Raw genomic sequence first — 14547 nt, 5'->3', positions numbered from 1 at the left:
TATGGCGAATAAAGCATTAGCAACACGTCAAAAAATGCAATTCCGGGTGGAACCCTCACAAATCCCTGCCCGCCTGAAAAATCAGCGCGGTGCGGGTACAATTCCAGCCTATCTGAGACAAAAACCGGTGAAAGAGGTACGGCAAACCAAGTCAGACTCTGACACCAGTGCTGCTTCATCGACCAAACCCAACGGGAACGACAATGTTTGAAACTACCGCAGCAAGCGATAAACCTGACTACGCTCTTCTGTCACGTCAAGTCAGCAGTATTTTGGAAGGTGAACGCAATCTGAGTGCGAATGCAGCGCAATTTTCGGCCTTGGTTTATCACAGCATCAGCGATCTAAACTGGGCAGGATTTTATTTGTGCACGCCAGCGAAAAATCCAACGGCTGAATTTCCACAAGATTTGCTGGTTGGCCCATTCCAAGGCAAAGTCGCTTGCGCACGTATTCCCTTCAAACGCGGTGTGTGCGGTACTTCCGCGGCACAACGCCAGACTATCCTGGTCGAAGACGTGCATGCTTTCCCTGGTCATATCGCTTGCGATTCAGCATCAAATTCTGAAATCGTCATTCCGGTGATCAAGGACGGTGTGTTATTTGGTGTATTTGATATCGACAGCCCACGCCTGCGTCGTTTTTCCACCGAAGACCAGCAAGGTCTGGAAGCGATGGTGGCAGCATTTGTAGAAGCCACTGATTTTTCCTAAACAACTTCAGCGGTTATAGACTTTTAAGATATTCCAACTTCCACGCTTTGCCATTCACAAGAAGATGTGAACTATTTTTGATCACGCTGGCATAGTTTTTTTTATTTCAAATTGAGAGGCTCCGAGAAATCCGGGCCTCTTTGTTTTTGGTTCAACAATCGTTTTGTCTTTGCGACCAATTTAACGGCAATCAATATGGCGCAAATTCAGATGAAATGATCCATCAATTGCCTTTTCAAAAAACACCCAGTCATTTTTCAATGAACCACTTATTGGCGTCGAAAATGGAAAGCCGACTTAAGATTTGATCTGAATGCGTATGATCAATTGAGCTACAGTCCCAAGAATGTTTCGCCTCATTAATGAATAGCGATCAATGAGCACCGGTTTGCAGACATTCATTGTTTTATTTTGACCTGCCTACACAGTTTCCATCGACATCAGATGTCCAGATCATGGCGTCCCTCCCTTCTTCCTTGTCACGCTTTGCCCCAAAATTGACACACTCTTGTTCTGTGTTTTTTACATGAGTTGTGGACTTGCTTTCACAACTTCCGTCATTGCCGACTGTCCAGGTTCCGGGTTTCCTTCCTTGCTCTTCATCGTATTTCGCCCCAAATTGCATGCACGTATCTTCTGTCATTGCTATATGATTTTTTTCGTCGATTTTATTTTTGGTGCAGCCCGACAAAAATAAGCTACTAAGCAAAATTAATATTAGAAGCATTTTCATTGTGGTTTCCTTTTGTGTTTTTTTGATTTCCATCATTCATGGAAGTTAGGACTATAATTTCTTCGACGATATTAAGAAAAAAATATTCATCCGCGTATTCGTGAAAACACGAATGTATCTTGAAGGACTAGAAGTTGATACGGTAATAACGTAAAAATTTCACCGATTGCCATCTTGAAGAAAGCGGTAAATGTCAAAACCTGGCCGTAAGTTCGCTAAATTCGGTAGCAGCTAAATTAAGAAACCACTTGCATCCAGATTACCCGAGAGAGGGCTTATAAGCCCTGATCCAGGAAATTTTCAGAATATTTTAGACCGCAACGCAAAGGTCTAGCGAGTTGCGTAATGCTGAATGACCGCTAAACTCGGTTAGCCGTCAATGATGTCTGGCCGGCAGTGACAAGTCAGTGCCCATTGGAGGCAGACGTTTAATCAGAAACCGGACGTTTCTATTAATGGTTTTAGCAGATAAATTACGAATCAATCTTAATATAAAATTATGTGTCGCAAAAATAGCGTGACTTTATAAAGTGTCCGGTCGTATAACTTTTCTGCTGTATAAATGATCAATCCGGATTCCATAGAGCAAAAAAGTACCATTGACCAAAATTGATATGCTCAAGAACTCTCTGATTTTTTTACTCTTTTTGTGTAAGCATTTTTGCTATTTGAGGTGAAATAAAATTCAAAAACTTTTGGGTACAGTTTTCTCAATTTCCAAAATGAAATAGCAGCCACACTTGCGATAATTTAAAATTTTAAGAATAGCAACTTTATTTCAGGCACACCGTGATTGATCTCTGCAATTGCTAAAGAGTTTTGCGCTGGCATTTTTCTTTGCAACAACACTAGCAAAGCCTGACCGGGTCATCTAGACTGGATTAATCCACTCCGCTAAGGAACAGATCATGCCTGGATGTCGTCGCCGGAAAACAATGCGCAAATACGCCCGACCTTTGCGGCGTCGGGATATCACCACTCGCTTTTTAGTCGATATTGGTATTTACTATCAAGATGTGCTGGGGCAAGCCAGAGCCATGACTTTTCTCAGACATCAAGAGATTCCGGAACCAGTTATCCAGCGCGTCTTATATACCCCGGAACTCAGGCGGCATTACTAGCACTTGGACAAATTCGTACTTAGTGCGCTTCCTGTTTGGCGTCCCTCGACAGCAAACGGGCGATCATTTCTGGCGCTGAAATTCCGTCAAACAAAACGCCTGCAACCGCATTGGTAATCGGCATATCGATACCCAGCTTCTGCGCCAGCGACCGTACTGCCTGCGCACATCGCACACCTTCGGCCACGTGCCCCAGATCCTGAACAATCGCGTCTAAGGTTTTGCCCTGCGCCAGCGCCAGACCCACTTTGCGATTGCGTGACAGATCGCCGGTACATGTCAAAATCAAATCGCCGACGCCGGTTAAACCCATCAAAGTTTCGGCTTTACCGCCTAAAGCCACACCAAGCCGGCTGATTTCTGCCAGGCCACGGGTCATTAAGGCTGCGCGGGCATTCAAACCCAATCCCAGGCCATCCGCGACGCCAGTGGCAATTGCCAGAATATTTTTGACCGCTCCACCGACTTCGACGCCAACCAGGTCATCGCTGGAATAGACGCGCATCGCATTCACATGTAGCGCCTGAACAACCAGTTGGCACAAGTCAGGAGAGTCAGAAGCAATTGTCAATGCGCATGGCAAACCCTTGGCAACTTCTTGAGCGAAAGAGGGGCCGAGCAATGCACCGGTACGCACGTCTGCCCCCAGAATGTCCTGTGCAATTTGATGTGGAAGCAATTGCGTTTGTTCTTCAAAGCCTTTACACAACCAGATGACGTTCTTAGGTTGAAAAGACTGGCAGGCCAATAAGGTCGGGCGCAAACCAGACACGGAGGTAGCGATGACCAATAAATCATGTTCACCATTGGCGTGTTGCAGGGCAGCTTCAAAGTCGGCACTCACTTCAAGATTGGCCGGCAAAGGAAAACCAGACAAATAAACGGTGTTCTCACGCTGCTTTTGCATGGCATTCATAGCAGCAACATTACGACCCCATAGCAACACGTTATTTTTTGCAGTCAGGGCTATTGCGACCGCAGTACCCCAGGCGCCAGCACCCAATACGCTAATGTTCATGGTCATACCCCATGGTTAAATTTCAACAGCATGATTAATCTAGTCCGATTCGACGTGAATGACCGACAATTCAGATACTCCTATTAGTATATTTTTTATCGCCAGATAAGGCATTGAGAATTGGCTAAAATTTTACTTTATGTAGGGGAGTATATTCAAAACATCTTATTCGTAACTTAAATTCAGAACTTAAATTCAGAATTTAATACAAATAAAAAGGACAGCACGCTGTCCTTTTTATTTGTAAGCTATAGCCAATGTCTGACTAAAAATTACAGTCCCCAGACTTCATTGACCTTCACATAGCCCAATTGTCCATCGCGATGTTTGACCTTGACCCAGCCACTGGTAGCAGGCTCAGCCATTTCCAGCACGACACTTTTATCAGCACTAAATACCAAAGGCGAAGCGTCGTCGGCAGTTTCGCGTACTTTGGCATTTGCTACTCTCACAATCAGATTACGACGGGTAATCAAATCTTTGGATTCGATCCAGCTTAAGTCACCCGACATATCCCGGACTTTACTCCAGGCACCTGAAGTAAATACCACTTCCACTGGCATTCCTCGCGGCGCGACATACAATTTTCCGCCCTTTTGCGAAGGCGCATCGTACATGATGACGGGAGAAGCACCGACCGAACGGAATTCTATGGCTTGCGCAGAGACGCTTGCCAACATAGGCAGCAAGCTAACGCAGCAGGTTGCAATCAAACGACGCATGGACTTCTTTCACAAACAAAACTGGCGTGGCCAGACATGCCGGCCAAACCAGTCAGTTACTGAAAATTATTGGATAGTTGCTGGTGCTGCAGTGTTTGCGCCGTCAGTTGCCAATTTTGCTTGTTCAGCAGCCATTTGCAAACGTTGTGCGTAGAACGCTTCGAAATTGATTTCAGACAGGTGGATCGGTGGGAAACCTGCGCGAGTGATCGCATCCGCTACGTTAGAACGCAGGTATGGATAAATGATGTTAGGGCAACCGATACCCAGCAATGGGTCGAGTTGATCTTCAGGAATATTGCGTGCCTCGAAAATACCAGCTTGTTTGCCTTCAACCAGGAATGCAACTTTATCGCCGATTTTTGCGGTAACTGTGACTGTCACTGTCGATTCGAAAATACCATCAGCCAGCTTTTCAGAGCCAACATCCACGGATACTTCGATGCCAGGAGCCTGTTGTTCCAGGAAAATCGCTGGAGAATTTGGCTGTTCAAGCGACAAATCTTTTAGATATACGCGTTGAATTTGGAATACGGGCTGCAGATTTTCGTCAGACATGTGAGACTTTCTAAAATTCTAAAAGATTAAATAATGAGGACTTACGCAAAACCGCCCCAACGGTATTATGGCACCTGGCCGCACTCGTATACTGTCACCGCCACCCTCACCAGGACAATTTTGCGAATGCCCTGACAAAACACAGCGAGACTGACAGATAAGGCCATTTTTGACCATTTCAAGATCGCGCCGTCATATTGTAGCAAGTAGACCCGATAAACAGCAATTTACTGATCAAGTCCGAACAAAATCAGGGGAAAATCCTGAAAAAGGCGAAAAAAAACGCCAACACCGCAGAAAATCACCTCTGGATTTGAGCAAACTACTCTCCAACGAGATGCTATGGTGCTGACGTTGTTCTACGATGCGGGGAATTACGCTTCCGGATGCAACAACTCATCGAGCTTACCAGCACGATCCAACGCTGATAAATCATCAAAACCGCCAACGTGGGTGTCACCAATATAAATCTGCGGCACAGTGCGACGGCCAGTTTTTGCCATCATTGCTTCACGCACGGCCGGATCCAGATCAACTCTGACCTTTTCAATTTCCTCGACGCCTTTGGATTTCAGCAAGCGTTCTGCCATGGTGCAGTATGGGCAAACCGCGGTGCTATACATCAGGACTTGGGGATTCACGGGTGCAGTCATTTCTTTACTCCTACTTATTTAACAATGGGCATGCCCTGGGTTTTCCAGGCTTCTGTGCCACCTTCCAGGCTAAACACCTGGGTAAAACCGGCTTTGCTTAACGACGCAGCCGCATTCGCAGATCGTACACCTTGTGCACAGACCGTAATCACCACCGTATTTTTGGACTTTTCGATTTCTTTTATACGATTATTGAGGTCTGCCAACGGGATATTTTTTGCATTAGGCAAATGCCCTGCAGCAAATTCTTCCGCGTTACGCACGTCTAACACCAGGGTTTTACCCTGATTCATATATTGGGTTGCCTGGAATTGCGACACTTTGGCGCCACGACGTTGCAACATCGGGAACAGCAAAGCACCACCAGAAATCAGGGCAATACCGATCAGAAAAATATTATCAAGAATGAATTTCACAGGTTTCCAGTAGTAAAAATGGTTATAAGAAGCCCGTCATTATAAAATAGATGCTGATGACACATATTACTTAAAGCTTTAATGCAAAAATACAAGTATGTGAACGGCTTTTTTTTACGAATACTAACCACGACAATACTACTCCATCATGTACAAAATCGTTTTAATGCGCCACGGCGAATCCACCTGGAACCTCGATAACCGCTTCACCGGCTGGACCGATGTTGATCTGACTCCGAAAGGCGTTGCTGAAGCCACCCAAGCCGGCAAATTACTCAAAGATGCAGGTTTTAGCTTTGACGTCGCTTACACTTCGGTACTCAAACGGGCGATCCGTACCCTCTGGGGCACCCTCGATGAGATGGATCTGATGTGGTTGCCAGTAGTACACGACTGGCGTTTAAACGAACGTCACTATGGCGCACTGCAGGGCCTGAATAAAGCAGAAACTGCCGCCAAATACGGTGATGAACAGGTTTTGGTATGGCGCCGTAGCTATGACACACCGCCAAACCCATTGGCAGAAGACGATGACCGCACCTCTTACAAAGACCCACGCTATGCAGGTCTGGATCGCGCCCAAATCCCGGTCACAGAATGTCTGAAAGACACCGTTGCACGCGTTATGCCAGCATGGGAAGACAGTATTGCACCAGCAATACGCTCTGGCAAACGTGTACTGGTGTCGGCACACGGCAACAGTCTGCGCGCCCTGATCAAAATGCTTGATGGCATCAGCGACGAGGATATCGTTAACCTCAACATACCGAATGGTCAGCCATTGGTCTATGAACTCGATGCCGATCTGAAACCGATCAAACATTACTATCTCGGTGATCAGGCAGCCATTGATGCGGCGTTGAAAGCAGTTGCCAGCCAAGGCAAAGCTAAATAAACCTTGATGCAAAAATCGACCCGATTATTGTGTTCTGCCCTGCTGTGCCTGTCGTTTGGCGGCACAGCCTGCCTGAGTCTTGCCGCTAGTAATGCGCGCACCCAGCAAAAGACCCAGGCAGAAGCCGCACGTGCAGAATTACAACAAAAATTAAAAGCCCTCAAGACCGATATCAACAAAACCGAAAATGCAAAAGACCACGCCAATGATGCACTGGCAGAATCGGAACAAGCAATATCAGAGGCAGATCGTTCTTTGCGCGACTTGCAGGACGAACAAATTCAGACTGAAGACAAACTCAAGCAGTTACTAGAACAACAACTGGCGCTCAAAACCCAGGTAGAAAAACAAAAAACGCAGCTCTCTGCATTCCTGCGCAGCCAATATATGCGTGGTGACAGCGATCGCATCAAATTGTTGCTCTCGGGCGATAACCCTAATCGCATCAATCGCGACTTGCAATACATGGGTTATGTGTCGCAAACACAAGCAAAAATGATAGAAAGTTTGCGTAGTAGCTTGCAAGCAGTAGAAAAAAACACCCAGGAAGCGCAAGATGCAAAAGCAGATCTGGATGATATCGCTGAAGAACAAAAGCAACACAAAGAAGATTTAGAAAAACAAAAGAAAAAACATGCTGCATTAGTCAGTCAATTATCAGACAAACTATATGCACAAAAAAAACAGGCAGATAGTCTACAAAAAGATGAACAAAGGCTGAGTAATCTTGTCTCACGCTTGAATCAATTAATTGAAGAGCAGGCAAAAGCGGATAAAGCACGCGCTGAACAGGAAGAAAAACAAAGGCAAGAACGCATTGCAGCTGCACAAAAAGAAAAGGCAAGGTTAGCTGAACAAGCTGCAAACGATAAAAAAACAGGTAAAAAACCGGCACCGATCAAAAGTGCAAGTAATAATGCGAGCAATCCAAATGCGATCGACGCGGATGAGCCACCGAAGAAAAACAGGGTGGAAACCACGGCTTCCGGCGAGTTTGACCGTTTAAAAGGCCAATTGCATTTGCCGGTAAAAGGTGAAATTCTCGCGCGTTTTGGCACTAAGCGCGGAGATGGGCCGAGCTGGAAAGGCTTGTTTATCAAGGCTGCTGAAGGCACAGAGATAAAGGCCATCGCCAGCGGCAAGGTAATTTTTGCAGATTGGTATAAAGGCTACGGCAACATGGTTATTGTTGACCATGGCGACCAATACTGGAGTTTGTATAGTAATAATCAGGCCGTGTTGAAACATGTAGGCGACACGGTAAAGACTGGCGATATCATCGCCAGCGCCGGAAACAGCGGCGGTAATGAGCAATCAGGTTTATACTTTGAAATCCGTCATCAGGGACGGGTATTTGATCCACTGAACTGGATCGTCGTTAAATAGGCTTTAGGTGAAACATGGGCAGCAAATTTAAGAATTTTAGTTTAATCGGCCTGGGCATGGTCGCTGGCGTGGCAGCATCCATGCAATTTTCAGCAATGGCACAAAAAAATGCTGCCAGCCCACTCCCGGTTGAAGAGCTGCGCCAGTTGGCAGACGTGTTCGGTCTGATCAAATCAGACTACGTAGAACCTGTCGATGACAGCAAATTGCTTTCCGAAGCCATTTCAGGCATGGTCGGCTCATTGGATCCTCATTCAGCCTACCTTGATAAAAAAGCCTTCAAAGAACTTAAAGAAGGTACGCAGGGCAAATTCGTCGGCTTGGGTATTGAAGTCGGCATGGAAGATGGCTACGTTAAAATCATCTCTCCTATCGAAGATTCACCTGCCTATCGTGCAGGTTTAAAACCAGGCGATCTGATCACTCGCCTCGATGCACTCCCCGTCAAAGGTTTGACACTCGACGACGCAGTTAAAAAAATGCGCGGCGAGCCAAACACCAAGATCACCCTGACGATTGCCCGCAAAAACGAAGACAAGCCCATCGTTGTGACGATCACACGTGAGTTGATCAAACAACAGAGCGTTAAAGCAAAAATGGTCGAACCTGGTTATGCATGGTTGCGTATTTCGCAATTCCAGGAGCCGACCGTTGAAGATATGGCGAAAAAAATCCAGACGTTGTACGCCCAGGATCCTTCTATCAAAGGCTTGGTGCTGGATTTGCGTAACGATCCAGGTGGCGTGTTACCAGGCGCAGTCGGTGTTGCTGCCGCATTTTTGCCAAAAGATGTGCCTGTTGTTTCAACCAATGGTCAATTGCCTGATTCCAAAGCCACGTTCTACGCCAAACGTGAATTTTATTCTGGTCGAGTCTCTGGCGATCCTTTAGCAAAATTGCCGGAAGCCGTAAAAAACGTGCCAATGGTAGTACTAGTCAATACCGGTTCTGCCTCCGCCTCAGAAATTGTTGCTGGTGCTCTGCAAGATTACAAACGTGCCACAATCATTGGCACACAGAGCTTTGGTAAGGGCTCAGTACAGACCATCCGCCAAATTTCTGCTGATACCGCAGTTAAATTGACCACCGCACGCTACTACACGCCAAACGGTCGCTCCATTCAGGCGAAAGGTATCGTGCCTGATTTTAATGTCGAAGAAACAGCAGATGGCGATGGCTTCAATAGTTTGCGTACCCGTGAATCCGATTTGCAAAAGCATCTGAGCAACGATAAAGAAGCTGAATCTACTCGCCCAAAAGTCGATGAACTGGAAGAAGAGCAACGCCTGATTGCCCTGGCGAAGAAAAGCAAGCCTTTAGAATACGGTAGCAAAGATGACTATCAGTTAGCGCAAGCGCTGAACCATCTGAAAGGCTTGCCAGTCAAAGTCACAGAGCCAAAAGACGTTCACGAAAATAAAGAAGGCGGCGATAAGGCTGATAAGTCTGAGAAGGCTGAGAAGGCTGACAAAGCAGATAAGTCGGACAAGAAAAAATAAGCATCAGTGATCCTGCTAAAGGCCGCGACCAGCGGCCTTTTTTTACGATGATCAGTGTGCAAACTTCAACTACACTTTGACTGAATCTTGATATTTTCTGCCGCTAAGCCTGATGAACGATAATCAACTTCTCCGTTATTCCCGCCACATTTTGCTCGAACAGATCGGCATTGAGGGGCAAGAAAAAATCAATGCTGCGCGTGCATTGATCATCGGCGCTGGTGGCTTAGGCTCGCCAGCGGCACTGTATCTGGCGAGTGCCGGGGTCGGTCACATGACGCTGATTGATAATGACACGGTCGATCTGACCAATTTGCAACGCCAAATTTTGCATACGACGGATCGTGTCGGTTTGGCTAAGGTGATCTCGGGACAACAAAGTCTGCAACAGATCAACCCGGAAATTATCGTTATCCCCTTGCAAGAACGGGCGCAAGATCAGCGACTGGAAGAATTAGTCCACGCGGCCGACATCGTGCTTGACTGCTGCGATAATTTTGTCACGCGACACGCGGTCAATGCTGCCTGTGCAAAGTTTGCGGTGCCTTTAGTCTCAGGTGCAGCCATCGGTTTTGATGGACAGATCAGCGTGTTTGATCAACGCGATCGCAATGCCCCATGTTATGCCTGTTTATTCCCCCCTAAAGCACAATTTGAAGAAGTGCTGTGCTCCAGCATGGGCGTCTTTGCGCCATTGGTTGGAATTATCGGTACGATGCAAGCCGCTGAAGCACTGAAGCTGATCATGCACATCGGCGAATCGCTCAAAGGACGCTTGCTCATGCTCGACGCCATGCGCATGGAATGGACAACGATAGGAATTCAAAAAAATCCGGCTTGTCCGGTTTGCAGTAGTTCAGCTAACTTACCCCATCAGGCACATTAAATGTACACACTTTACTATTGTCCCAGTACCGCCAGCATGGTAGTTCATCTGGCTTTGTTAGAAATTGGTGCAGAACATGAACTCAAACTGGTTGATTTTGAGACCAGACAACAAAAAGATGCCGCTTATCTGGCGCTGAACCCTAATGGCGTCGTTCCTACCCTGGTCGTCGATGGCAAAGCTTATGTCGAGTCCGCTGCTTTGTTGATGATGTTGGCAGAACGCCATCCTGAAGCTGGGCTCGTCCCAGTCGCGGGCAGTGTTGAACGCGATCTGTGGCGGCAATGGCTAGTCTATCTGAGCAACGATTTACAATCGACTTTTCGTTTCTGGTTTTATCCTGGTGACCTTGGCTATACCGAACATCCGGAACCTGTGCGCCTGGCCTTACAACATAAAATAGAAACCATCTGGTCACATCTGGAAACGCATCTGAGCAAAAATGGTCCATATCTGTTGGGTGAACAATTTTCTGCCGCTGATTTATTTCTGACCATGTTGATGCGCTGGTCTCGCAACATGCCCAAACCCGCCACCGAATGGCCAGCCTTGAACAAGTTGACTCATCTGGTCACAAGTCGTCCTAGCTGGAAAAAAATGCACGCTATCGAAGCTCTGAGCACCTGGCCTGAGGTAAAACCGGAGTGAAACCGATAGAGATGTATCGCGCCCTGCAAACTGCGCAAACGCACCCTGAAGTCAGTATTTCAGAATTTATCGGGGTGCGTAATTTGCATTTATCTTCCGACGCGATTCAGGGGTCTATGCGGCTGGCCATGCCAGACCAGATCGAACTAGAATACGTGCAGCAAATGATGATGTGGTTGCTGTTTAAAAAAGATCCGCAACATATCGCGCAGCTGGGGCTTGGCGCTGCGTCCTTAACCAAGTTTTGTTACCGCCAGTTCCCGCAGACCAAAATAACCGCAATTGAACTCAATCCCCATGTAATCAAAGCCTGTCACGAACATTTCAAACTACCACCCAATGATGAGCGCTTGAGGGTATTGGAAATGGACGCCATGGAATTTGTCTGCGACAGCAACAACCACCATCAGCTCGATATTTTACAAGTCGATTTATACGATGCCGCCGCCGAAGCACCAGCGTTAAGCAGCCCGGCATTTTATCGAGCCTGTGCCGATTGCCTGAAAGACAATGGCATGCTCACCGTCAATTTGTTCGGCAATCCCGACAATTACGAAGCCAACTGCAACGCCAATATTGAAGCCCTGGAAGCCGCCTTTGATGCCGTGGTCTGGTTACCGATGGTACATGATGCCAACACGGTAGCCATCGCTTTTAAGCAAGCCCCCTCCGTCGATTTTGAAGCGCTCTACGAACGCGCGACAGAAATCAGACTCACAATGAAATTACCAGCGGCGAAATGGGTGAATGGTTTGAAGGCGTGGATGGCTGATTAGCCACCTCAGATAGATAGTGCGCTTCAATGCACATTGCTCATTCCAGCGAATGGCTGGAATTTAGTGTCGTTCACTCCCTTGCCGCACAAATTTAACCTATCACCGCCATCAATATCGAATACTTTCAAACCACTTAAAACGATGCCGGATGTGCCATATCAGAGTCACGCAGCAACTCAATTTGGCGGCTACAATCCGCAATTAATTTACATATTGCCATTAATTTGAAAGCATTTTAAAGTGTGGTATTGCTTATTCAATCTCACTAAAAATCATGCAAAAACTATTTTCAGTCATGTTTTTAACGCTGCTGACGATGACAGTAAGCGCGCAGGAGAAACCACCAGCAAATTACGAAAATTGGGGCGTGTGTCCGTTTGAATGTTGTACATATCGCGACTGGACAGCAAATGATGAGGTACCTGTTCATACGCGACGCGATGATAAATCACCAGTTCTGTTTCGCATTCAACGGGGCGAACAAGTTAAAGGTTTAACTGGAGTTGTGGTCACCGAACAGCCTGGTGTGGTGAAGATAAATAAAACTGTTGATGATGGCTTTATTAAGGGTAGTAACGCCCCGCAACTTAAGCTACATGCTGATGATGTTGTCTACATGCTGACACCTTTGGGCGAAGCTTATTATTTGTTTTGGTATCAAGGTAAAGTTTATGAGAGCGGTGCGAGCCTGAGGACTATGCCGCGCGAGGATGCACAAAAAAGCGTGATGAGTTGGTGGAAGTTAGTACGGAACAGCAAAGGTGCAATGGGCTGGACACGCGCCGAAAAATTTGACCATATCGATGCCTGTGATTGATATGCAAAGAAAGCACTAAACGAAGCTCGTTTTTTTATTGTGCTTCACTAGTTTCATCCACTGTTTATCAATCGTCACTGAATCCATTTGAGAAAAAATATGCGACCATTTCGTTTTCGTTTTCGTTTTCGTTTTCGTTTTTTGCTAAATATTGCCTTGTGGAGTTCGCTCTGTTGGCTAACTGCTTGCGCGACAATCAATTATGACCCACAAGCGGATCAGCAGATCACAGCATTGACGCAACAAATTAATTTACAGTATCTGAGTTGGGAAAGTCAGGCGAAAAGCAACGGACCAGTTGCCTATGACGCAAAATTTTATGATACGGTCGAAGCGAGTCTGGCGACGCTGGAAATGCGTATGACCGCATCACAAGATGCTTCATCAGCAAAACTGACACAGCTATTTCAAAATCTGATGCAACAGCTTGAAAACGAAAGAAAATTCCATCAGGAACACGCTTTAGACGCTGGGTATTGCCATGCAGAGCGTTTACTCATCAATACACAACTCAGCGTGTTGACGACCTATGAGCTATCGTTAAAAAATAGTGCGCCCAGCAAGGCAAAATAAGTTAAAAATAAGCTACAAAGAGGCTGGGCGCCTTTTTGATTCAATTGGAGATAAAAAATGGCAACAGATTGGAACTCGGTACGTGATGCTGCTGTAGTAGCTGGTAAGGAGGCTTTAGGTTCGGCTTGGGCTACTGCAAGTTCCGGTGCAACTGCGCAAATTTCGGCACTGGTGGGGATTGCGGAATATGTACAAGGAAACCAAAACAGCATGAGTGCTGATGAAGTCAGTCATTTAGTCGCACAACAAAAAACAGCATTGCAAAATGTGCTGATTGGTTATGAAGGTATCGGCTTTGCTGATGCCAACAATGCGGTGGCGGCGACAGTTAATTCTATTTTGTCAGCGGTTCCCGAACTATTAGGATTTGCATAAAACCTGCATCGGAGGAATGATGAACGGTACACCCCTATCGCAATTTCCAGCACATTTAGGTTTAGGTGCTAACGTAGAAATCGAACCTGCGTTCACAGGAAATATGCAGTGGTATGAAGCTTACGTGAATCGCCATCTGGCGGACGGTGCGGAAGGCAGACTAGTTTCCATGCATACCGCCGATTGTTCCTGGGACTCGTGGGAAATGCATCCCCAAGGCAGCGAAATGGTGCTGTGTACAGCGGGACAGGTTACCTTTCACCAGGAATTTCCGGACGGTGAAGTCAAACAAGTGATCTTGCGTACAGGAGAATATCTCGTTAATCCGCCTTTGGTCTGGCATACCGCTGATATTGATGTTCCGACGACATTGCTTTTTATTACGTCGGGTATCGGTACTCAACATCGCGGCCGTGAAAAAAATCTGGATTGATTTTCACTTGGTTTTTCAGTTGGCTTTTCAGTTGGTTTGCTAATGGAATGGATATACGATGGATATTTTTTAATCTTCTTAAAAATTTTTTATTCTCTATTTTGCCTCAAATGAATCGCTGTTTTTAGCTATGAAAATCGATGTTTTTAAAATCGTCGATTACGCAGACAAAAAGACATATGCTGACTTTTTAAGCAAATTAAAGCTTGGCACATACAGAATTAGTGTGTATATTACGGGTTGTACTTGCATCAAGTCGTTATATTGTTGGTCCCAATTCCGCATAGCTGTATCCTCTGGCTGTTCTGTTTTTTCTCCTCCGGTT

At 46.2% G+C, this 14547-nt stretch carries 19 protein-coding genes; 13 read left to right on the top strand and 6 right to left on the bottom strand.

Annotated elements, in window-relative coordinates; genetic code table 11:
* The first annotated feature begins 1 nt into the window (after nt 1).
* Nucleotides 2–211 carry a hypothetical protein gene (locus ACO0KY_RS00555; protein ID WP_423043394.1) on the top strand — a complete coding sequence of 70 codons (210 nt, stop codon included), beginning with the start codon at nt 2–4 and terminating at the stop codon, nt 209–211.
* On the top strand, nt 204–713 hold the full coding sequence (locus ACO0KY_RS00550; protein ID WP_186912754.1) for a GAF domain-containing protein: 510 nt from the start codon (nt 204–206) through the stop codon (nt 711–713). The genes ACO0KY_RS00555 and ACO0KY_RS00550 overlap by 8 nt, the downstream gene beginning before the upstream one ends.
* Before the next feature lie 406 nt (nt 714–1119).
* Here ACO0KY_RS00550 and ACO0KY_RS00545 read toward each other — a convergent pair whose 3' ends face one another.
* On the bottom strand, nt 1120–1479 hold the full coding sequence (locus tag ACO0KY_RS00545) for a hypothetical protein (protein WP_423043392.1): 360 nt from the start codon (nt 1477–1479) through the stop codon (nt 1120–1122).
* 875 nt (nt 1480–2354) lie between these two features.
* Here ACO0KY_RS00545 and ACO0KY_RS00540 point away from each other — a divergent pair.
* A complete protein-coding gene (locus ACO0KY_RS00540; protein WP_186912752.1) occupies nt 2355–2567 on the top strand; it encodes a hypothetical protein in 213 nt (70 codons plus the stop codon).
* A 19-nt stretch (nt 2568–2586) separates the two neighbouring features.
* Here ACO0KY_RS00540 and ACO0KY_RS00535 read toward each other — a convergent pair whose 3' ends face one another.
* The 5 genes from ACO0KY_RS00535 to ACO0KY_RS00515 all read right to left on the bottom strand — a co-directional run bounded on the left by ACO0KY_RS00535 (nt 2587) and on the right by ACO0KY_RS00515 (nt 5934).
* Nucleotides 2587–3585 (bottom strand): NAD(P)H-dependent glycerol-3-phosphate dehydrogenase, encoded by a 999-nt coding sequence (locus ACO0KY_RS00535; RefSeq protein WP_423043390.1) that lies wholly within the window; start codon nt 3583–3585, stop codon nt 2587–2589.
* Between the two features lie 272 nt (nt 3586–3857).
* On the bottom strand, nt 3858–4307 hold the full coding sequence (locus tag ACO0KY_RS00530) for an SH3 domain-containing protein (RefSeq protein ID WP_186912750.1): 450 nt from the start codon (nt 4305–4307) through the stop codon (nt 3858–3860).
* A gap of 66 nt (nt 4308–4373) precedes the next feature.
* Nucleotides 4374–4865: a protein-export chaperone SecB gene (secB, locus tag ACO0KY_RS00525; RefSeq protein WP_186912749.1), complete on the bottom strand. Its 492-nt coding sequence runs from the start codon at nt 4863–4865 to the stop codon at nt 4374–4376.
* A 374-nt stretch (nt 4866–5239) separates the two neighbouring features.
* Nucleotides 5240–5518: a glutaredoxin 3 gene (gene grxC / locus ACO0KY_RS00520; protein WP_186912748.1), complete on the bottom strand. Its 279-nt coding sequence runs from the start codon at nt 5516–5518 to the stop codon at nt 5240–5242.
* Nucleotides 5519–5532: 14 nt separating this feature from the next.
* Nucleotides 5533–5934: a rhodanese-like domain-containing protein gene (locus ACO0KY_RS00515; RefSeq protein ID WP_423043387.1), complete on the bottom strand. Its 402-nt coding sequence runs from the start codon at nt 5932–5934 to the stop codon at nt 5533–5535.
* Nucleotides 5935–6082: 148 nt separating this feature from the next.
* Between ACO0KY_RS00515 and gpmA the strand changes: the two genes are divergently transcribed.
* The 10 genes from gpmA to ACO0KY_RS00465 all read left to right on the top strand — a co-directional run bounded on the left by gpmA (nt 6083) and on the right by ACO0KY_RS00465 (nt 14222).
* Nucleotides 6083–6829, top strand: coding sequence for a 2,3-diphosphoglycerate-dependent phosphoglycerate mutase (gene gpmA / locus ACO0KY_RS00510; RefSeq protein WP_423043385.1), 747 nt, complete (start codon nt 6083–6085; stop codon nt 6827–6829).
* Nucleotides 6830–6835: 6 nt separating this feature from the next.
* Nucleotides 6836–8215: a peptidoglycan DD-metalloendopeptidase family protein gene (locus ACO0KY_RS00505; RefSeq protein ID WP_423043383.1), complete on the top strand. Its 1380-nt coding sequence runs from the start codon at nt 6836–6838 to the stop codon at nt 8213–8215.
* 14 nt (nt 8216–8229) lie between these two features.
* Nucleotides 8230–9714: a S41 family peptidase gene (locus ACO0KY_RS00500; protein ID WP_423043381.1), complete on the top strand. Its 1485-nt coding sequence runs from the start codon at nt 8230–8232 to the stop codon at nt 9712–9714.
* Nucleotides 9715–9826: 112 nt separating this feature from the next.
* The gene (locus ACO0KY_RS00495; protein WP_423043379.1) at nt 9827–10600 is read left to right on the top strand and encodes a HesA/MoeB/ThiF family protein; all 774 of its coding nucleotides are present in this window, start codon (nt 9827–9829) and stop codon (nt 10598–10600) included.
* Entirely contained in the window at nt 10601–11248 is a 648-nt protein-coding gene (locus tag ACO0KY_RS00490; protein WP_423043377.1) for a glutathione S-transferase family protein, read from the top strand. It begins immediately after the preceding gene.
* A complete protein-coding gene (locus ACO0KY_RS00485) occupies nt 11245–12024 on the top strand; it encodes a spermidine synthase (protein ID WP_423043375.1) in 780 nt (259 codons plus the stop codon). The genes ACO0KY_RS00490 and ACO0KY_RS00485 overlap by 4 nt, the downstream gene beginning before the upstream one ends.
* A gap of 274 nt (nt 12025–12298) precedes the next feature.
* The gene (locus ACO0KY_RS00480; protein WP_423043373.1) at nt 12299–12841 is read left to right on the top strand and encodes a hypothetical protein; all 543 of its coding nucleotides are present in this window, start codon (nt 12299–12301) and stop codon (nt 12839–12841) included.
* Nucleotides 12842–12940: 99 nt separating this feature from the next.
* A complete protein-coding gene (locus ACO0KY_RS00475; RefSeq protein ID WP_423043371.1) occupies nt 12941–13414 on the top strand; it encodes a hypothetical protein in 474 nt (157 codons plus the stop codon).
* 57 nt (nt 13415–13471) lie between these two features.
* Nucleotides 13472–13789, top strand: a complete 318-nt coding sequence (locus tag ACO0KY_RS00470; protein WP_423043369.1) for a hypothetical protein — start codon at nt 13472–13474, stop codon at nt 13787–13789.
* 19 nt (nt 13790–13808) lie between these two features.
* A complete protein-coding gene (locus ACO0KY_RS00465; protein ID WP_423043367.1) occupies nt 13809–14222 on the top strand; it encodes a hypothetical protein in 414 nt (137 codons plus the stop codon).
* The last annotated feature ends 325 nt before the right edge of the window (nt 14223–14547 follow it).

Origin of the sequence: Undibacterium sp. Dicai25W (assembly GCF_049340505.1) — a bacterium.
GTDB lineage: Bacteria > Pseudomonadota > Gammaproteobacteria > Burkholderiales > Burkholderiaceae_D > Undibacterium > Undibacterium jejuense.
This window is presented reverse-complemented; position numbering and strand designations above follow the sequence as displayed.